This window comes from Archangium sp., from assembly GCF_036277355.1.
In the GTDB taxonomy this organism is placed as follows: Bacteria; Myxococcota; Myxococcia; order Myxococcales; family Myxococcaceae; genus Archangium.
This window is the reverse complement of sequence record NZ_DASUNC010000046.1, coordinates 31,431-50,862: the sequence shown is the minus strand read 5'-3', so window position 1 is coordinate 50,862 and position 19,432 is coordinate 31,431. Positions and strand designations below refer to the sequence as shown.

General features: G+C 70.1%; 18 protein-coding genes. 10 read left to right on the top strand and 8 right to left on the bottom strand.

The window, feature by feature from the left end; all coding sequences use genetic code 11:
• The first annotated feature begins 62 nt into the window (after window positions 1-62).
• From VFZ09_RS11560 to VFZ09_RS11545, 4 genes are read left to right on the top strand one after another with little or no spacing between them, the layout of a single operon-like run.
• Window positions 63-920: a DUF350 domain-containing protein gene (locus VFZ09_RS11560; RefSeq protein ID WP_329727585.1), complete on the top strand. Its 858-nt coding sequence runs from the start codon at window positions 63-65 to the stop codon at window positions 918-920.
• Window positions 917-2,176 carry a glutathionylspermidine synthase family protein gene (locus VFZ09_RS11555; protein ID WP_329727584.1) on the top strand — a complete coding sequence of 420 codons (1,260 nt, stop codon included), beginning with the start codon at window positions 917-919 and terminating at the stop codon, window positions 2,174-2,176. The genes VFZ09_RS11560 and VFZ09_RS11555 overlap by 4 nt, the downstream gene beginning before the upstream one ends.
• Window positions 2,177-2,195: 19 nt before the next feature.
• Entirely contained in the window at window positions 2,196-3,791 is a 1,596-nt protein-coding gene (locus tag VFZ09_RS11550) for a hypothetical protein (RefSeq protein WP_329727583.1), read from the top strand.
• 12 nt (window positions 3,792-3,803) lie between these two features.
• Entirely contained in the window at window positions 3,804-4,367 is a 564-nt protein-coding gene (locus VFZ09_RS11545) for a hypothetical protein (protein WP_329727582.1), read from the top strand.
• A 12-nt stretch (window positions 4,368-4,379) separates the two neighbouring features.
• Here the strand turns inward: VFZ09_RS11545 and VFZ09_RS11540 are convergent, their stop codons facing one another.
• A complete protein-coding gene (locus tag VFZ09_RS11540) occupies window positions 4,380-5,141 on the bottom strand; it encodes a 2OG-Fe(II) oxygenase (protein ID WP_329727581.1) in 762 nt (253 codons plus the stop codon).
• 176 nt (window positions 5,142-5,317) lie between these two features.
• Here VFZ09_RS11540 and VFZ09_RS11535 point away from each other — a divergent pair, with 176 nt between their 5' ends.
• The 4 genes from VFZ09_RS11535 (at window position 5,318) to VFZ09_RS11520 (ending at window position 11,158) form a co-directional block, all read left to right on the top strand.
• A complete protein-coding gene (locus VFZ09_RS11535; protein ID WP_329727580.1) occupies window positions 5,318-7,564 on the top strand; it encodes a YfhO family protein in 2,247 nt (748 codons plus the stop codon).
• Window positions 7,565-7,658: 94 nt separating this feature from the next.
• Window positions 7,659-9,260 (top strand): N-acetylmuramoyl-L-alanine amidase, encoded by a 1,602-nt coding sequence (locus tag VFZ09_RS11530; RefSeq protein WP_329727579.1) that lies wholly within the window; start codon window positions 7,659-7,661, stop codon window positions 9,258-9,260.
• A gap of 219 nt (window positions 9,261-9,479) precedes the next feature.
• A complete protein-coding gene (locus VFZ09_RS11525; RefSeq protein ID WP_329727578.1) occupies window positions 9,480-10,589 on the top strand; it encodes an XdhC family protein in 1,110 nt (369 codons plus the stop codon).
• Complete coding sequence (locus VFZ09_RS11520; protein WP_329727577.1) at window positions 10,586-11,158, top strand: nucleotidyltransferase family protein; 573 nt, start codon at window positions 10,586-10,588, stop codon at window positions 11,156-11,158. The genes VFZ09_RS11525 and VFZ09_RS11520 overlap by 4 nt, the downstream gene beginning before the upstream one ends.
• 3 nt (window positions 11,159-11,161) lie before the next feature.
• On the opposite strand, the gene VFZ09_RS11515 is transcribed toward VFZ09_RS11520, so the two are convergent.
• On the bottom strand, window positions 11,162-11,713 hold the full coding sequence (locus tag VFZ09_RS11515) for a thiol-disulfide oxidoreductase DCC family protein (protein ID WP_329727576.1): 552 nt from the start codon (window positions 11,711-11,713) through the stop codon (window positions 11,162-11,164).
• Between the two features lie 8 nt (window positions 11,714-11,721).
• Window positions 11,722-12,189, bottom strand: coding sequence for a hypothetical protein (locus tag VFZ09_RS11510; RefSeq protein ID WP_329727575.1), 468 nt, complete (start codon window positions 12,187-12,189; stop codon window positions 11,722-11,724).
• A 591-nt stretch (window positions 12,190-12,780) separates the two neighbouring features.
• Here VFZ09_RS11510 and VFZ09_RS11505 point away from each other — a divergent pair.
• Both VFZ09_RS11505 and VFZ09_RS11500 read left to right on the top strand, forming a co-directional pair.
• Window positions 12,781-13,035, top strand: coding sequence for a hypothetical protein (locus tag VFZ09_RS11505; protein WP_329727574.1), 255 nt, complete (start codon window positions 12,781-12,783; stop codon window positions 13,033-13,035).
• Window positions 13,032-13,871, top strand: a complete 840-nt coding sequence (locus VFZ09_RS11500; protein WP_329727573.1) for a hypothetical protein — start codon at window positions 13,032-13,034, stop codon at window positions 13,869-13,871. Before VFZ09_RS11505 ends, VFZ09_RS11500 begins: the two co-directional genes overlap by 4 nt.
• A gap of 66 nt (window positions 13,872-13,937) precedes the next feature.
• Here VFZ09_RS11500 and VFZ09_RS11495 read toward each other — a convergent pair whose 3' ends face one another.
• From VFZ09_RS11495 to VFZ09_RS11475, 5 genes are read right to left on the bottom strand one after another with little or no spacing between them, the layout of a single operon-like run.
• A complete protein-coding gene (locus VFZ09_RS11495; protein ID WP_329727572.1) occupies window positions 13,938-14,609 on the bottom strand; it encodes a hypothetical protein in 672 nt (223 codons plus the stop codon).
• Between the two features lie 46 nt (window positions 14,610-14,655).
• Complete coding sequence (locus VFZ09_RS11490) at window positions 14,656-15,330, bottom strand: hypothetical protein (RefSeq protein ID WP_329727571.1); 675 nt, start codon at window positions 15,328-15,330, stop codon at window positions 14,656-14,658.
• A 14-nt stretch (window positions 15,331-15,344) separates the two neighbouring features.
• Window positions 15,345-17,039: a hypothetical protein gene (locus VFZ09_RS11485; RefSeq protein ID WP_329727570.1), complete on the bottom strand. Its 1,695-nt coding sequence runs from the start codon at window positions 17,037-17,039 to the stop codon at window positions 15,345-15,347.
• Window positions 17,040-17,091: 52 nt separating this feature from the next.
• Complete coding sequence (locus VFZ09_RS11480) at window positions 17,092-18,552, bottom strand: serine/threonine-protein kinase (protein ID WP_329727569.1); 1,461 nt, start codon at window positions 18,550-18,552, stop codon at window positions 17,092-17,094.
• Window positions 18,549-19,271, bottom strand: a complete 723-nt coding sequence (locus tag VFZ09_RS11475; protein WP_329727568.1) for a sigma-70 family RNA polymerase sigma factor — start codon at window positions 19,269-19,271, stop codon at window positions 18,549-18,551. The genes VFZ09_RS11480 and VFZ09_RS11475 overlap by 4 nt, the downstream gene beginning before the upstream one ends.
• Between the last annotated feature and the right edge of the window lie 161 nt (window positions 19,272-19,432).

The following is a 19,432-nucleotide window of genomic DNA, read 5'->3' as shown; positions in this document are numbered from 1 at the left end:
TGCGTCCACGCCAAGTGATTCCAGGCGCTTACCGGGGCGTCCGGTGTAGCATGCCGGTCCTCATGGAGCTCCGCCCCCTCTACCTGCCCGCCTTTGGCGCGATCACCACGGTCGTGCTCCTGCTGCTCCTGCGCGCCGGACAGCGGCTGTTGTCTCCCGCACACACCGTCCGCGCGGACATGGAAGAGGGCCACATGGCCCATGCGCTCGTCCAGGTGGGCCAGGTGCTCGGACTGTTCCTCATCTCCGGCTCGGTGGTCGCCGGGTGCGTGCAGGGCGAGAGCATCAGCCATGACGTGCTGTGGGTGTCCGCCTATGGCCTGGCGGCGCTGGTGCTGCTCGTGGTTTTCGGACACCTCGGCGTGCGGGTGCTGCTGCGCGCGCGGCTGGCGGCCGAGGTCGAGCGCGGCAACGTCGCCGCCGGACTCGCCGCCGGCTCGCACTACCTCGCCACCGGCATCCTCCTGTCGCGCTCGGTGTCCGGCACGGACCTGAGCACGCTGGGCGTGGTGCTCGTCTTCGTCGTCATCGCCCAGGTCACCCTGCACCTGTTCGTGATGCTCTTCCGCACCCTCACCGCCTACGACGACGCCGAGGAGATCCTCGGGGAGAACCTCGCCGCGGCCCTCAGCTACGCGGGCATCACCGTGGCGCTCTCCCTCATCATCGGCCACGCGGTGGAGGGCACCTTCGAGGGTTGGGCGGTCTCACTGCGCGGCTACGCGCTGGCGCTCGTGTTCGCCCTGGCGCTCTACCCGGTGCGCCAGCTCTTCGTTCAGACGCTCCTGCTGGGCGCGCGCTTCACCCTGCGCGGCGGCCGGTTGGATCAAGGCATCGCCGCCGAGCGCAACCTGGGCATGGGCGTGCTGGAGGCCGTCTCGTACCTCGCCGCCGCCTTTCTGGTGACCCGGCTGGCATGAGCACGCCGCCCCTCACCTACGAGGCACTCGCCGAGCACCTGGTGCGCACGGGCCTCGTCACGGACCCGTGGCTGGAGGGCGCGCCCCGCTTCCGCGCCGAGCCCCTCCTCCTCCCCCGCGAGCGACAGGCCGCGCTCTTCCGGGCCGCCGAGGACGTGGCGGCCGTCTACCACGAGCTGGTGCTGGCGTGCGCCGCCTCGCCCGAGGTGCTGGACGGCTTCTTCGCCCTCACGCCCGGGCAGAAGCTCATGTGGCAGGCGTCGCAGCCCTTCTGGCACGGCTTCGCCCGCGCGGACGTCTTCCTCACGAAGGACGGGCAGCTCGCGGTGTGCGAGCTCAACAGCGACACGCCCACCGGCGAGGTCGAGGCCGTGCTGCTCAACCCGCTGGTGCAGCCCGCCTGGCCGGGCACGGTGGACCCCAACACGCAGCTGGGCGAGCGCATGTGCTCCCTGGTGGAGTCGCTCGCGGCCCGGCTGCTGGTGCCCGCGCCCGAGCAGCTCTCGGTGGGCATCCTCTACCCCACGGAGATGCCCGAGGACCTGGGGCTGGTGCGGCTCTACCGCCAGTGGTTCGAGGCGCGCGGGTGGACGGTGCACCTGGGCTCGCCCTTCAACCTCACCCCGGGGCCGGACGGGCGGGTGCGCCTCTTCGGCGAGCCGTGTGACGTGCTGCTGCGCCACTACAAGACGGACTGGTGGGGCGAGCGGCTCCCCGTCTGGGACGACGAGGAGCCCTTCGAGGACATGGTGCCGCTGGCCGGCCCGCTCTCCGTGGTGCTCCAGGCGTGCCTGGAGGGCCGGTGCGTGGTGGTGAATCCCTTCGGCGCCGTGCTCACGCAGAACAAGCGGGCCATGGCCTTCATGTGGGAGCGGCACGACTGCTTCTCCCCCCGTGCACGCGCCACCATCCGCGCCCACATCCCGTACACCGTGCGGATGGAGACGCTCCCCATCGAGGAGCTGGCGAGGGATCGGGAGGCGTGGGTGCTCAAGTCCGACTACGGCGCCGAGGGAGACGAGGTGCTGGTGGGCCGCTTCACGCCCCAGCAGGAATGGAATGCCGCGCTGGTGCACGCGGTGCCCGGCCGCTGGGTGGCCCAGCGTTACTTCGCCGCCGAGGAGACCGCGGGCGGAGAGATGATCAACCACGGCGTCTATGTGATCGCGGGCGAGGCGGCCGGCCTCTATACCCGCGTGCAGCAGGGCGCCACCGACACGCGCGCGCTGAGCACTCCGGTGCTGGTCACTCCGTGAAGGGAAGGAAGACGAGACGATGAGCAGCGAGACCGACCCGAACCCCTTCCACCGCAAGGTGATGACCCGGCAACCGGGCCTCGTCGGCGCGCAGTGGTGGAACGAGGGCCTCTCGGCGATGAGCGACCCCGTCTCCCGGCGCAGGGCCCTCCAGGCGCTCGCGGTGTTCGGCGGCGCGGTGGCCGTGGGAGGCTTCGTGCTCGCCGGCTCGGGCGAGGACGAGTACCTGGAGCTCCACGACGCCCTGCAGATGCAGCGCGAGCGCGGGTGGAACTTCGGCGCCACGGGCGACAGCCTCACCTTCGCCAACCCGGTCAAGGTTCCCCTCAAGCCCGAGGATCTCAAGTCACTCGCCACCGAGATGACGCCGAGGCAGGACGCGCTCAAGCCCTTCTACCAGGCCACGCTCTTCCAGTCGATGTCCTCCAGCTCCGCCGGCTCGCTGGCCCTCGCGCTGCGCCCCATCTTCACGCCCGAGATGGACACGGCGTTCAAGCAGGGCCAGGCCCTGGCCGCCCTCTTCGCGGAGCAGCCGGAGACGGCGCGCGCCACGGCCGTGCTGGTGGACCTGCCCGGCCCCGAGGCCATCGCCTTCGCCACCGCCCTGGCCGAGCGCTTCGAGCCCGTCTTCACCTTCGACAACTGGCCGCACCCGGTGGGCGTCGTGCCGGCGCACCTCACGCTGGCCGCGGCGACGTACTACCAACCCACGCTCCGGGGGCTCGCGAACAAGCGCACGCTCCCCGCGCCTCCGGTGTTCGTGCTCGATCGTCCGCGGCTGGCGCCCTACGACGACCAGGAACGGGAGTTCGACAACCGCTACATGGCGCGCATGCCCTCCGCCGAGCAGCTGCGCAAGCTGGGCATCCAGCACGTGCTGTACGTCGTCCCCGGCGGGAAGGGGCAGTCGCAGGAGCTGGACGATCTCAACGAGGACTTCGTGGCCTGGCGCACCGCGGGCCTGGACGTGAAGCTGGTGGCGGCCAAGGACTTCCAGCCCGAGCCCGCCCCGCCCGCCGTGGCCACGGGCCCGGGCACGGGCACTCCCGACGGGGGCACGCCCATGGACGGGGGCACGCCCATGGACGGGGGCACCTCCGCGATGGCCGCCGCGAGCCTCCCCCCGGCCCGGCCCTATGCGGGCACCGACGCCGGCACCGACGCGGGCACCGACGCCGGAGCCACCGCGCGCACCGCCTCGGACGGCGGAACCCCGGGCCCCGTCGCGGCGGGGACGGCCTCGGGGACTCGCCCCTGGTACTACGGGGGCTCGCGCACGGCGCACGACTCCTTCTGGTTCATCTACCCCTGGGGCCGCACCCGCATGAGCACCGGCCTGGTGCACGGGCTCCCCTCGGCCGGCATCCTCTCGGCGAAGGACGTGCCCCAGGTGCCCCAGAATGTCTCGAAGGGGTATGCCTATGAGCCGAAGCGGCGCACCACGATGTTCTCCGCCATCCCCCGCGGAGCCACCGGTGCCTTCCGGCCCTTCCCCGCCGGCTTCGGCAAGGTGGCCATGCGGACGTCGAGCAACAGCCGCGCCATCCTCGGCCCGGCGTTCTCCTCACGCAGCTCGTGGAGCCGATCCTCGAGCTACTCCTCCTCGGGCGGGTGACAGGAGCGGCGCATGAACTACTCCGTCTTCTCCATGCAGGTGGTGCTGGAGCTCCAGGGCCCGGACGACTCCACGTACCGCGAGCTGCACAAGATCATCCGCTCCTCACCCGAGCGCACCAACTACGCGCGGATGCACGACTTCTACGGCCGCGTCTGCAGCGTGCTGCGCCGGCAGTCCGACCGCTTCGAGATGGGCGTGTGGGACTACTGGGATGACCCGGCCCGCGCGCCCAAGGACTTCCAGGACTGGGTGGACGGGCTGCAGGGCAAGGAGGCCCGGACCGAGCCGGCCCCCGAGGATGGGACTCCGCGCTACCTCGCGTGCACCCTGGCGCTGCTGCTGCAGAACGGCAGCACGAGCGACCACCGGCTGGGCGCGCACTGCGACATCGCCGAGGCGAAGCTCTGGAAGAAGAACACCTTCCATCACCTGCTCAAGGGGCCCGGGCTGCTCAACTTCCTGCACGTGAAGTCCGACGTCGTGTACCTGCTGCCGGGAGACGACCCCGCCTGCGGCCTCACGAAGGAGGATCTGTCGGGCGGGAACTTCCACTACCTGCGCCAGCTCACCTGACGGCGCGCGGGCCTAGAACCAGACCTCCCAGCACGAGCCCGATTCATCCAGCGCCGCGTGCGCCGTGGCCGAGATGCGGTCGCGCGTGCCGGTGAAGGGTTGGATCTGATGCAGCCGGTAGCTGTTGAGCACGAGCAGCTCCCCCACCCGGTAGTCCACATCCGCGCGCGGGGACTGGAGCTCCTGCTCGGAGACGTCGTCGGTCCCCGCGAAGGTGACGTCCCACAGGCGGAGCGCCCCGCCCGACTCCGGCGGCTGGAGCATCAGCACGAGCGTCAGCGCACGCGAGCGGCGGGCACACTGCTCCTCGGAGAGGCCCTCGTTGTCGTAGTGGACGTCTCCCCCGTGGTGGGAGAGCCACTCGCCGGCCGGGAAGATGTGGACGCCGGGGCCGCACCAGCCCTCGCGCTTGACGGCGGGCGCTCCCACCAGCGTCGAGATGGCCTCGCACAGACGGCCCTGCAGGCCCGGCAGCATCCGCTCCACCACCGCGTCCGAGGTGCGGGCGTTGGCGAAGTACTCCTCCTCGCGATCCTGCTCGAGGTGCGTGTACCAGGCGCGGCCCAGGGAGAACTGCACGCCGTCGAAATCGGAGATCCAGAACGGCCGGCCCGCGTACACACGGCGCGCGAGCGCGGCGCACTCGGAGGGCGGCAGGAAACCGGGGATGCGCACGCCCAGGTGCGCATCGAGCACGGAGAGGAAGTCCGAGGTACCCGAGCGCAGGGACTCCCACGAGCACTCGGCTACCGTGGCACGAGGGGGCACGGCCATGGTGGGGGGACGATGCGTGGCTCCCGACGGAGCGTCAAGCGCCCCTCGAAAAAGAGCCACCCCGTCCACCTCCCGACAACATCCGCGCGGAGTGGAAAGGCTATGGTTCCCCTCCGCGAGGCAAGGAGCGCATTCTGGAGAACGAACAGGAGTCGAGGCAGGGCGGTTTCGAGCGCGTGGCCCCCGGAGTGGTGGCGCTGGTGCTGGCGGGCTTCTACGCCCCGCTCTGGTTGGGACAGCAGCTCTACCGGCGCGACACGTGGCGGATGATGGTGCCGTGCCGGGCCTACGTGGGCGAGCGGCTGCGCGCCGGAGAGTTCCCCTCCTGGTTCCCCTATGAATCGCTCGGGAGCCCCTTCCATGCCCAGGCGGTGTGCGGGGTGCTCCACCCGCTGACGTGGCTGTCCGTATTGCTGCGTCCGGAGCTCGTCATCACCGTGCAGAGCCTGTGCGCGGTGGCGCTCGCGGCCTGGGGCACCTGGCGGCTGGCCCGCCTGCTCGGCGCCACGCGCGGGGGCAGCGCGGCGGCGGCGGTGGCCTATGCGCTCGGCGGCTACCTCACCTCGGAGACGGCCAACATCGTCTACCTGTGGGGCGCGGCCGTCCTGCCGGTGCAGCTCTACGCCTTCGGCCGCGTGGCGCTCCGCGGCTGGGACCGCGCCCACCTCCTGCTGGCACTCGGCGCGAGCGCGTCCACGCTGCTCATCGGCGACCTCCAGGGGGCCTACCTCTTCACCCTGGCCGCGGGGTGCTTCGGACTGGCCCTGGCCGAGGGACGCTGGCGGCCCTACCTCGCCGGCTCCGCGGTGTGCGCGGTGCTGCTCGCGGGGGTGTGCGCGGCCCAGCTCCTGCCTTCCTGGAAGCTGCTGCAGTCGAGCGCTCGTGCCGGGGGCGTCAGCTGGGAGGACGCGACGTACTGGTCACTCCACCCGCTCCGATTGCCCGAGCTCCTCCTGCCGGGCCTGTCTCCGCTGGGAGCCCCGGGCCGGGCCCAGGCCCTCTTCGGCTCCGTCCCCGGCTACCTCCTGTGGGCCGAGGCCCTCGGCGGCAGTGCCCTGGTGTCCTGCCTCGCCGTGTTCGGACTGCTGCACCCGGGCGTGTCCCGGCGCGTGCGCGGAGTGCTCGGGGGCCTCGCGCTGGTGGGGCTGCTGCTCGCGCTCGGCAGGTACGGCGGCCTCTACCGGCTCGCTTATGCCGTCCTCCCGTTGCTCGACAGCTTCCGCTGGCCGGAGAAGCTGGTCCCCTTCTTCCTCGTGCCCTGGGCCGTGCTCGCCGCGCTCGGTTGGAGCCGCGCCCTGGAGGGACGCTGGCGCCCCACCGCCTTCGCCGCGGGCGGCCTGGGACTGCTCGCCGTGGGAGCCCTCGGCGCCGCGGGCGCGTTCTCCGCCGAGGCCGGCGGCTACCTGGGGGACCTGGGCCTCTCGCTCGCCTTCGGCGCCGGCGTCCTGGCCCTGTGCGCGCTCCTGACGCGGGTCAACGCGGGACTGCGCGGCCCCGTCCTCTTCGCCCTGGTGCTCCTGGAGACCACCTCCAGCAGCCTGCCCGCCCTGGACGTGCGGCCCCTCGAGGACTCCGCCTCGCCCCCCGTCACCGTCGAGCCGCTGCGGGCCATGGGCGTGGGGCTCGGACAGAAGCGCGTCATGAATCTCGGCCTCGGCACCCTTCAACTCGACGAGAGCGGCTTCGCCACCGAGGCCGAGCGGCGCCGGGTGGATCTCGATCGCGACGCGCTGATCGCCCTGATGGGAGGCCCCTACGGCATCGAGGTGCCCGACCTCTACTTCCAGGGACACCCCCCGCGGCTCCCGGAGATCCTCGATGCGGGGCTCGCCTGGGTGCAGGCGCTCGCGCCCCGCTTGAACGTGGGCGCGGCGCTCACCCTGGAATCCTACGGGCCGGACCTGGTGAAGCTGGGCTTCCAGCCGCGCGGACGGACGAGCACGGGCGTGTTCCTCTTCGAGGTGCCCCAGGTCTGGCCCCGGGCCTGGCTCGGCGCGCCCCGGGCGCTGGAGCCAGGAAGGGCGCCGGTGGAGCAGCTCGCCACCTTGGAGCGGGGCACCGTGCTCGTCCCCGGGTGGGCGGAGCCTCCCGGGCCTCCCGCCACCGGCTCGGCCCGCGTCACCGCGTATGCCCCCGAGGAGGTGCGCGTGGCCGTCCAGGCCGAGGCCCCCGGAGTGCTCGTCCTCAACGACCTGCACAGCCCGGGCTGGAGCGCCACCGTGGGAGGCGAGCCCGCCCCCATCCTCGGCGTCAACCTGGTGGTGCGGGGCGTGCGCGTCCCGGCGGGCACGCACGAGGTGGTGTTCCGCTACGAGGCGCCGGGACTGACCGCCGGCATGACCCTCAGTGCGCTCTCCCTGGTGCTCCTCACCCTCCTGCTGCTGTGGCGGTGGCCCTGGCACCGGATTCGTCCGATGTCTTGAAATCTAAGTTTTCCTGAAAAAAGGGTCTTCCTATGAGGCCCAAGAATATGCATCCTCCTCGCGTCGTCCCCCGTTCCCCCCCCGAGGAGTGTGCATGAAGACCCTGTCCAAGCCGTTGGCCACCCTGGCCGCCGCGCTCGCCCTGGCGGCCTGCGGTCCCCAGGAGCCCACCGCCCCCCAGACGCCGGCCGCGCACGAGGACGTTCGTCCCGAGGCCGAGCGGACCCCGTACCAGCTGGACGCCGCCTTCGCGAAGGCGGGCGCTGATTTCGGCGTTCCGGCCGACCTGCTCAAGGCCATCTCCTACACCGAGACCCGGTGGGAGATGGTGCGGGGCGAGGTGGAGTTCGAGGGCATGCCAGCGGCGTACGGCCTGATGGCCCTGCGCGGCGAGAAGCTCGCCGAGGGCGCGCGCCTGGCGGGAGTGACCGAGGAGGCGGCGCGCACCGACCCCACGGCCAACATCCGGGCCGCCGCGGCGCTGCTGTCCTCGTACGCGGACGCGCTGAAGGTGGACCGTGCGGACGTGGGCGCGTGGGCCCCGGCCGCCGCGAAGCTCAGCGGCATCGAGAACGCCGAGGCGCAGGCCCAGTACGTCCACCAGGGCGTGTATGACATCCTCCGCAAGGGTGCGGTGGCCCAGACGCCCGCGGGCGAGCTGGCCGTGTCGCTGATGCCCACCCAGGCGCAGGCGAAGTTCCCCTCGCCGGACATGGTGCGCTCGATGAGCGCGGACTACGCCCCGGCCATCTTCCGCGCCTCGCCCAACTACAACGCGCGTCCGTCGGGCACGGACATCTCGATGATCGTCATCCACACCTGCGAGGGTGGCTACTCGGGCTGCTGGAGCTGGCTGACCAACTCGTCGGCCGGGGCCAGCGCGCACTACGTGGTGAACGAGAGCGGCTCGGAGATCACCCAGCTGGTGGCCGAGACGAACCGCGCCTGGCACGTGGCGGCCAGCTACGACTGCGGCCTCAACGGCAGCGTGATGTGCGGCCTCAACGGCTCGTCGGTGAACAACTTCTCGGTGGGCATCGAGCACGGCGGCTACGCCAGCCAGTCGTCCTTCCCCACGGGGCAGATCGACGCCTCGGCGAAGCTCTCGTGCGACATCTCGCGCGACCGCACCGTGGTGCGTGACAGCTACCACATCGTGGCGCACGGCCGGCTGCAGCCGTACAACCGCACGGACCCGGGCCCCAACTGGCCGTGGTCCACGTACATCAGCAAGGTGAAGTCCTACTGCGGTGACGGCACCCCGCCCCCGGCGACGGGTCTGATCATCGACAACAACAACGCCGCCAACGACACCAGCAAGGGCTACATCCAGCTGACGGGGACCTGGACGGCCACGACCTCGACGGCGGGCTACTACGGCTCCAACTACCTGTACGCCTCGACGGCGGCGGTCTCCGAGCCGGCGGTCTTCTTCTTCTACCTGCCGTCGGCGGCCACCAAGACGATCGACGCGCGGTGGACGTCGGGCACCAACCGCTCGGCGGCCGCGCCCTACATCATCACCAACGCCAGCGGCACCAACCTGGCCACGGTGTACAAGAACCAGCAGACGGGCGGTGGCGCGTGGAACACGCTCGGCACGTGGAGCTTCCCGGCCGGCTGGAACAAGGTGCAGCTGAGCCGCTGGGCCGCCGACGGCTTCGTGGTCGTCGCGGACGCCATCCAGGTCCGGTAGGTCCGGTGGTGACGTGAGGGAGGTCCCGGGCGCGGCATGAGGCCCCGGGGCCTCCGGCGGGAAACGGGGGGCCCTCCAGGCTCCCCTTCCCGAGCAGGGGCCCAGGCCTTGTCCGCCCGTCTGCTTTCCGCCGGAGATGCGTCTCCGCGTCGAGAGCCCGGGTGGTAGAGTGCCGCCCCTCGCTCCCACGACATCGGGAGCGGCGGGAGAAGACACACCGTGAAGGAACTGGAGGAGATCCTGCGTGCCCGGGCCCGCGCGCGGGGGCCGCTGGTGCTGGCGACCGTGGTGGCCGTGTCCGGCTCGGCGTACCGGCGGCCCGGGGCGCGCATGCTGATGGCCGAGGAGGGCCGGCTCGCCGGAGGCGTGAGCGGCGGGTGCCTCGAGCGGGACGTGGTCCGCAAGGCCTTCTTCTGGACGTCCGGCGGCCCGCACGTGCTGCGCTACGACTCCACCGTGGACAGCACCGAGGACGAGGACGGCCTGACGTTCGCGCTCGGGTGCAACGGCGTGGTGGACATCCTGCTGGAGCGCTGCGAGCCCGGGCCGGTGGATGCGCTCGCCTTCGCGGAGGAGGCGAGGAAGCGGGCCCAGCGCGGGGTGATCGCCACGGTGTACCGGGGGGGCGAGGTGGGCGCGCGGCTGCTGCTGCGCGAGGACGGCGAGGAGGCCAGCAACCTGTCCGGGCCGCTGCGAGACGCGGTGCGGGCCGCGGCCGGCGAGGCGCTCGAGGCGGGGCGTACCTGGAGTGGCCCGTGCGGCGGCGCGGAGGTGCTGGTGGAGGTGGTGGATCCGCCGCCCCCGGTGGTGCTGTTCGGCGGCGGCTTCGACGTGGCGCCGGTGGTGGTGCAGGCCGCGAGCCTCGGCTGGCACGTCACGGTGGTGGCGGACAAGCCCGCGGAGCTGCTGCGGCAGCGTTTTCCCCGGGCCCATGCGGTGGTGGCGACGAAGGCCCGGGACATCCTCGACACGGTGGCCCTCTCGCCGCGCACGCTCGCGGTGGTGATGACGCACAGCCTGCCGCAGGATCGCGAGCTGCTCGCCCGGCTGGTGCCGCAACCGCTGCGGTACCTGGGGGTGCTGGGGCCGCGCTCGCGCACGGACCGGGTGCTGGGGGAGCTGTCCCCCGCCCCGGCTCCCGCGCAGCTGGAGAAGCTGCACGCGCCCATCGGACTGGACGTGGGAGCCGAGGGCGCCGAGGAGGTGGCGCTCTCCATCGTGGCCGAGCTGAGGGCCGTGCTGGCGCGGCGCGAGGGCGGCAAGCTGCGCGAGCGGCAGGCCCCCATCCACGCGGACGCCCCGTCACCGGCGGCGCGGAGGCTCGCGTGAAGGTGGGCGCGGTGGTGCTGGCCGCGGGGGGTTCCTCGCGGCTGGGGCGCCCCAAGCAGCTGCTGGTGCACGAGGGACGGACGCTGGTGCGCCGTGCGGCCGAGGCCGCCGTGGCCGCGGGCTGCGAGCCGGTGGTGGTGGTGGTGGGAGCGCATGGCGAGGCGGTGGCCGCGGAGCTCGCGGACGTGCCGGTGCGGACGGTGGACAACCCGGAGTGGCAGGTGGGGATGGGCCGCTCCCTGAGCGTGGGCGTGAGGGCCCTGCCCGAGGTGGAGGCGGTGCTGGTGCTGCTGTGCGATCAGCTCCGGGTCGACTCCGCGCACTTGAGGGGGTTGGTGGACACCTTCGCGCGGACACGCTCGCCCATCGTGGCCTCGGGTTACGACGGGGCACGGGGTGTGCCCGCGCTGTTCTCCCGCGCGCTGCGTCCCGAGCTGGAGGCACTCGAGGCGGACCAGGGGGCGCGCAAGGTCATCGTCCGGGAGCCCTCGCGCGTGGTGGAGGTGCCCCTGCCGGGAGGGAGTGAGGACGTGGACACGGCCGCGGACCTCTCCCGGCTCTCCACCTGACGTTCAGCCCGGCTCCATCGCGCGGACCACGTCCGCCAGGCAGTGGGGACAGGCGGTACGTCCCTCCGCCATGGGCCGGCCGCACCCCTCACATCGCACCCTGCGCGGCAGGCGGCAGGCCGCGTCGCCCGGGGCGCACTTCGGAGCACCGGGAGGCCCGGCCTCGCGCTCCAGGTGCCGCCGCACCGCCTCGTCCTCCAGGTGCAGCCAGCCGGACAGCTTGCGGCGGTTGCTGGAGAGCAGCTCGAAGGCATTGCGCGCGAGCGGCATCAACGCGGGCCGGGACAGGCGCTGCGCCCAGGCCCGGTAGTCCTCCAGCGCCCACAGCACCATCAACCATGCGTGGGTGTCGCGGTAGACGCCTCCCTCGTCGTCCACCACCACCAGCTCCTCCTTGGAGGCCGAGCGGCGCAGCTCGGGAAAGCGACTCGCCGCCGCCTCGCCTCCCGCCGGGAGGCACTCGAGCTCCACCAGTGTGTGCTGCGCTTCCAGCCATCGGGCACAGCTCACGCAGAAGCCACATGTCTCGTCATACAGCACGCTGAGGGCACGCATGACGGGCCTCACACGCCCTCGGACACGGGGGTCTGCTGCGGCACGGCCACCCGGGTGAACTCGCGCGGCAGCACGGGCGGCGGCTGGTGACGCACCTGGCTCGAGCGGCGGATGCGGTTGAAGACATACAGGTTGAAGAAGTGCATGGCGCCGAGCACCACCATCACCCAGCCCACCTTGGTGCAGACCAGCTCGATGATCTCCTGCACGGTCCAGATGGTGCGGTGCTCCTTGAGCGACAGGGACACGTAGCCGATGTTCATCAGGTAGAAGCCCACCACCAGCAGGTGGTTCACCGAGTCCGCCAGACGCTCCTTGCCCAGGAAGGCGTCGTGAAGGAAGTGTGCACCGTTGCGTTGCAGTGTCTTCGCCACCCACACCGTGAGCCCGATGCTCACTCCGAGGTAGAGGAGGTAGGCCACCACCATGAAGTGGCTGGACTCGGGTACGGGGGTCGCCAGCGAGGTCGGCTCCATGACACGTCTCCCTCGGGGAGCGCGGCCGTCCGGGGCTCCAGTGCCCCTGTGGGTTGGCGCCGCCCTCCCCTTCCATCAGGGAGTACCGGAAGGAATTTTCGCGGTTGCGGGGCGGCTTTTTATTCACGTGCTCGCGGCGAGGAAGTGTGCGATCCACGCGGGATTCACTACAGGGCCCCCCTCATGAGAACGACATCTGTCACCCAGCGAGCCACCGCGTTGAGTCTCGCCCTCCTCCTCGTGGCCTGCGGCACGACACGTGCGTCAGCCACCGGGCCCACAGGCCCCGAGGACCTGGCCAGATACGTCCTTCTCATCACGCAACAACCGGACGGACAGGTCACCCACAGCTGGCGGCCGGTCGCTGGGTTCGAGCTGAACGCGTACCAAAGCCAGGTCCACGCCAACGGGTTCTACGGACGGGTCGTTACCGCCTCGTTCACGGCCGAGGAGTGCCGGCACGAGTACGACGTCTGCGTCCCAGAGTGTCTCGCCAGCACGCGGATACGTCAGGTCAGCAAGTATGTATACGACTCCCGTATTCATGGCCCATGGCGCACTGGCAAATACTCATACTGTGAAGGGGCCTGTATGAAGCAACTGGCGAACTGCCTGCACGACGTGGAGCCCGAGCCCGTGAAATTCGAAGCCATCGAGCCCGCGATCGAATGGGTCAAGGAGAACCGCACCACCCTCCTCGTAGGGGCTGTCGTGGTCATCGCGGGTGTTGCTTTCGTCGCCGTCTTCGTGGGCTCTGGGGGTGGTGGGCTCGCGCTGTTGCCCCTCATGGCCATGGCTTCGTCAAGCCCGATGCCCACGTTCCGAATGCTGGCGGTGAAGCCGTGACGATCTTCGAGCTGCTTTCGAATGCCGGGATGTTGGTCGCCAACCGCTGGCGAGCGACACGGACGCGTGAGGAGGAATCACTGTATCGCTTGATCCAAGAGGCGAACTTCTACATCTGGCGCACGGGTCAGGTGTATCGCTTCGAGGATTACCTCGGGCGCGCCGCCGCGGATCGTCCCCCTGCCGAGGCCTCCGATTGGAGCGGTGAGTACAGCGAGCGACTCACCCAGGCACGGGAGATCCTCTCACGGATTCGCGATTCCCAGCAGTCCCCCAGCGACCAGCATCTCGTTCAAATCGCCATCGACGAACTCGAGTTCATTCGTTCAACCGGCCAGCAGGACGACTTCTACGACTATCTCGAGACGTTCTACGGGAATCCGCCGCCCGTCATCGCCCGCTTCGACACACGGCAAGAGGCAGAGGCGTGGCTGAACAATCTCGCCGAGCCGCCGAGCAGTGCCCACGTCCTCGTGGGGGACGACTATCTCGAACTCTTCTACTTTCGTGACAGGGCCGTGCGTGGATTCGAGCGCCAGTACACCCTGGAACGATTCATCGAGGCCGTCACGTCGCGAGGGTTTCCGCCTCCAGCAGCGGTATTCGCCACCCGCGCGGAAGCGGAGGCGTGGTGGGCGAACCAACCGGCGCCGCCCATCTGGGTATTCGTCCAGATCGCGGGTGAGCACTACATCGCCATTCATCACCGGAGAATCGCTCACAGCACACTTCATCCCATCTCCATCCTGAAGGGTTGGGAGCAGGAGAAGAAGAGAATCGAGGAGAGGGAGAAGGAGCAGCAGGCTGAAGGGAGTACCTCCGATAGGGATGAATGAGGCGCAACGCTCTCCACATGTGAACAGGTCACTCCAGTCCGTGCAGTCGATGCGCTGCTGGGCAACTCACTTGCCCACGGCCCGGAGTTGAGCGATCCACTCCCGGATTTCCGCGTGACGCCGTTGGGCATCAACTCCCTCCCGGAACATCAGGAAGTCGAAGCGGCCTTCCACCAGCATGTTCATCAGCGTCCGGTCGGTGGCGATGATCTCCGGCACTTCATTGGGGAAAAGGGGCCTCGCATCGGGACAGTCCCTGAATTCGGGCGTCTCGTAGATGAGCTCCAAGTAGCGGGCGTAGGCATCGAAGAAACGGTCCACATTGGAGGCGATAGGAACCGCGTAGATGTCCTCGTAGGAGTCGATCTCGACGACGGGTTGGAGGCCCTGCGCATCCGCCAAGCTCGGAATCGTGGCATAGGTATAGGCCAGCGCCTCCTGGCCTCCGAAAACGAGGAGGGACCGGAACGGCTCGGGCCATTGCCGCTGAACGCGCTCGTTGGCCATGAGGATGCCATTCACCTGCTCATCGCATGCGTTGACATAGAGGCCGGAATCGAGCAGGAGCCCACCCAGCCGTGAATAGAAGGCGGCCAGCATCGGGTCGAAAGACCGACCCAACAGGAAAGAACCCGCGATCGGCGCTCCTCCCCAGGGCTTTCGAGTCTTGGCTTGGACGGGGTACTTCTCGCAGGCCGCCAGCAGCCGCTCCAATCCGGGCATGGGAACGTCCGTCATATGCGTCACTCCTCTTCACCTCGCAACACATCCGTCCGCGTCCAAATCACGTGCTCACGGCCCGGAGTTGAGCGATCCACTCCCGGATTTCCTCGTGGGTCCTCTCGGCACCGACTCCCTGCCGAAACATCAGGAAGTCGAAGCGTCCTTCTACCAGCATGCGCATCAACGTCCGGTCCGTGGCAATGAGCTCCGGCACGTCCCAGGGAAAAACGGGCCAGGCTCCCCGCTCCTCCCGGATTTCTGGGTCCATGTAGACGAGTTCCAGATAACGAGCGTAGGTGTCGAAGAAGCGGTCCACATTGGAGGCAATGGGAAGGGCGTAGAAATCCTCGTAGGGGTCGACCTTGACGACTGGTTGCAAGCCTTGCGCATCCGCCAGACTCGGAACCGTGGCATAGCGATAGGCCGACGCCTCCCGGCATCCAAAGATGACAAGGGAGCGAAATGGCTCGGGCCAATAGGGCTGGACCTCCTCATTCGCCATGAGGATGCCGTTCACCTGCTCGTCACAGGGTTCCACGAAAAGATCGAAGTCAAGATGAAGCCCGCCCAATCGTGAATAGAAGGCGGCCAGCATCGGGTCAAGCGGCAGACCCAAGAGGAGAGTACCCGCGTCCGACGCTCCTCCCCAAGGCTTTCTAGTATTGACTTGGACGGAATACTTCTCACAGGTCGCTAGCAGCCGGTCGAGTCCAGGCAATGAAGTATCGTTCGTCATGCGTATCTTTCCTGTTACTTCGGAACCAGGGCTCGGACGTCATCCAGTGCCGCCGTCATGGCCCGTTGGAACAGAGCGTCTGACTGGCTCGGCTCGTAGACTTTGTTGAACCAGCTCTCGAAGTGTCGCCGGGTGATGGCTGTCATCTGTCGAACCTGCTCGGGACTGGCCCTGTCGCCAACCTCCATGCGGAAGAGATTCCACAGCTTGTTGATGCCCTCATGAACGGGCTTGCCCAAGGCCTTGAGGTTGGCGGCGGCATTGATGTCCAACTCGGGGAAGAGGTGGGCATACTCCAGGGGAATGAGGTGGTGGATGTCATATCGTTCTCCCCGGGAGCCTTTCAGCACTGCGGCCAGTTCGGGATGGAAGATGCCATAGAAGTCCTGTTGAGCCTTGGCACGAAGTGCATCTTTTGGCTTGTCCTTCAATTTGACGGTGAGCGACTGCTCCATGCGCCGCAGGAGTTCGGTGAGCTCTTTGCGTTCGGCGGTGGAGAGGGAGTCGAAGCCCTCCGTTTCCACCCTTACGAAGAGCCGCCGCAACAGCTCCTGGTCCTTGCGCCCCGCCCGGACGAGTTGCGTGCGCAACCAGCGCATCCCCGCGGTGCCGCCCCGAGTCACCACTCGCATCACCGTGGGCGCCAACGCCTCGAAGGCGACGTGCAGGCCCTTGCCCACCAGTCCTCCGATGGCGCAGAGGGCCACCTGCTCCAGGGTGAAGGCGCCCGCCAGCTTCACCGAGTCCACCATCTCCTCGCGGTAGCGGTGGAAGATCTCCGCGTGCAGCCGGCGGTACTCGCGCAGCACGTCCTCCACCGCCTCGTCCGGAGGCGCCGGCCGCAACGTCTCCGCCCGCTCCACCCACCAGTGCGAGGTGGCGCTCGCCCCCTCATGCGTCCCGGACAGCTCCACCCGCACCGTGCGGGGGCCCAGTCCCCGCGTGAAGGGCAATACCGCCAGGGTGAGGGACTGCGCCGTCCACCCATCCGCGGGGCGCACCCCGCCACCTGACCCGGCCTGGTAGGGCCCCGATTTCCAGCCCGTCAGCCGGTCATCCTCCAGGGTGAGCTCCACCGTCATCCGCGCCGAAGCGCCCGCGGGCACCTGGAGCAGGCGCACCACCTGCTTCGTCATGGCCTGCACCGCCAGGAGCGGCCCGGCGGTGGTCTCCATGCGCCGCGCCGGATGTTTCCTCGCCTCCGGGGGCTCCTCCCGGGAGGCCGCCGCGGAGTCCACCCGCCAGCGGCTCCGCTCCCGGTGCAATGTGAAAACCAGCGCTCCCGTGCGCGTCTCGGCGAGCACGGCGAGCAACCCTCGCAGCTCCCGCGTGAAGGACTCCGCCTTCGCTGGCTGGCCCTTCTCCCCTCCCGCTGCGCTCCGGTGCTGGGACAGCAGCGTGAAGGCCCCGCGCTCCACCCAGAAGGTGAACTCCAGCACCGTGCCCACCTGCTCCACTCCACTGGCGACTTCCCACATCCGCGCCAGTGCCCACTCCACCTCCGCTCGCCGTGCCTCGGCATCCTCGCTTCTGTCTTCGGGGGAAGAGCTGCTCCACTGGGTGGAGACAAACGTGGCCTCACCCGGAGACGACGCGCGCTCCGGCAGGGAGAAGCCACTCCGCCCCGTGTGCGACACGGTGGAGCATCCCTGCGCCAGCAACACCGCGAGCCCCACCGCCACGGCCCGCCCGCACGTCCTGCGTGTCATCAAGGAGTCCCTCTCCGCGGAGTCCACCGGAGCACTCGCACAGCCTCGCTCCTCAAGGCTGCCAGCGCCACAGGTACATGCCGAACTCGAGCACCGGTGGGGTCAGCATCAGCACCAGCCCCGCCCACAGCATCGGCTCGCGGGAGAGCGGGCGCTGGCGCCGCCAGGCCTCCAGGATGGAGACGCACAGCAGGTACAGCGCCGACAACTCCAGCAGCCCTCCCACCAGCGGCATGAAGGGCGGCATGGAGATTCCCGCGCCCCACTCCAGCACGCCCCGCAGGGCGAACAGCCCTGAACAGGCCGACGCCACTCCCAGGAAGCTCCGGCCCTCGCGCAGCGGCACCTCCGGCGCGGGCGCGTCCAGGCCCTCGTGGCGCCAATGTCTGCGCAGCAGCCCATACGCCGCCAGCGCCACCGCGAGCCCCGCCACCGCTCCCAGAATCGGGCCCGTCTCGAAGCGCGCCCGCGTCACCCACCGGCCATCCGCCAGCCGGGCCGCGGGCTGCATGGTGAGTGGATCCAACTCGTGCGGCGCCACCACCCGCGGCGTCACCGACACCACCAGTGCCCAGAGCACCAGCGCGCTCGCCACCGCCTGCAGAACCGCCACCGCGCGCAGCCAGATGGCCTCGTCCGGAGGCAGCGCCGCCTCCTCCGCTCCATCCGCGAGCCGCCTCAAATCCAAGCCCAACGCCCGCGCGCTCGCGTAGCGCCGCGAGGGCTCGAGCGCCACCGCCCGCCGTACCACCGCACCCAGCGCCCCCGTCAGCGCCGGCGCCCCCGCCACCGGTGGCCGGCCCGTCACCAGCTCGTTCAGCAGCACGCCCACCGCGTACACGTCCATGCGCGGATCCGGCGGCGCTCCGGCGAGCGCCTCGGGTGCCATGTACTCGGGCGTGCCCACCACGGCGTGCGCGGCGGTGAGCGTGTCGCGCGGGCCCTCCTGCCGCACGATGCGGGCAATCCCGAAGTCCGTCACCTTCACCGGGCCGTCGTCCGCCACCAGCACGTTGGCCGGCTTGATGTCCCGGTGCACCACGCCGCGCTCGTGCGCGTAGGCCAGCGCGTCGCACACCTGGAGCACCACCCGCACCGCCTCCGCCGGAGCCATGGGCAGCAGCTCCGCCAGCGACCGGCCCTCCACCAGCTCCATCACCAGGAAGCGCTCACCCTCCTCGTCGCCGAAGTCGTGCACCCGGACGATGTTCGGATGGTCCAACAGCGCCAGCGCTCGCGCCTCCCGGGCGAAGCGGGCCTGTGCCTCGGCGCTGGAGGCCCCCTCCCCCGCCAGGAACTTCACCGCCACCGGCCGATCCAACCGCACGTGCCGCGCCCGGAAGACCCGGCCCATCCCTCCCCGGCCGATCTCCTCCTCCAGCTCCAACGAGCCGATCCGCCCCGGATCCTCCACGTCCTCGTCCAGCAGGCAGCCCGGACACACCGCCAGGCGCCCGCCCACCCCGGGCGTGCCGCAGCGTGGACACCGGACACTCCTCGCCTCGGCGCTCATCGCTTCAACACCCGGAGCAGCTCGGCGAGCTCGGCCTGCGCCTCCTCGGGCCCTCCCACCGTGTCCGCCACCTCCTCGCGCACCAGCTCGCGGTAGCGCACCCGCGCCCGGTGCAGGAACGTCTTGAGCTGTGGCAGCGACATGCCGTGCGCCTCCGCCGCCTCCCGGTAGCTCGGCGGCTCGCCGGGACGGAAGAACTGGAGCACCAGCGCGAAGGGGCCCTTGCGCGCCCCACTCTCGAACTCCTCCTTCAGCCTCGCCAGCGCCCGCTCCATGACACTCGCCGCCCACTCCCGCTCGAAGGCCTCGTCCGGGCCCCGCGCGTCCTCCGAGGCGATGCGCTCGGCCAGCTCGAAGTCCAGTGGCATGGGTGCCACGCCCCCTCCGCGCCTCGCGGCGCTCTCCCGCTCATGCCGGTGCACGAGGTGGTTGCGCGCCGCCGTCAGCAGGTAGCCCCGCAGCCGGCCCTTCTCGGGGTTCAGCCGCTCCAGGAAGTCATGCTCCAACAGCCGCACGAGCAGATCCTGCACGGCGTCGCGCGCGGGCTCGGCGTCCAGCCCCTGGCGGCGCATGAAGACGTAGAGCGGGCGCCAATAGGTGCGCAGCAGCGACTCGAGCGCCGCGCGGCGGGCCTCCGGCGAGGCCCGTGCCGACCGGATGAGGGTCCAGCGCGTGGGTGGGAAGGTGCCCGGCCCTTCCTCTCGCGGATCTGCGCTCATGAGTCCGTTCTAGCGCACTTCCGGGATGACCTTCTCGGGGGGGCGCTGACCGGGAGTGCACATCCGCGCCGGGCACTGCTCTCTGCCGGACACGCCTTCTCCGCCGCCTGGAGCAGCGCCTCCGTTTCACTGGAGGAAAAGTCCTCACCGCGTTGTCCGGG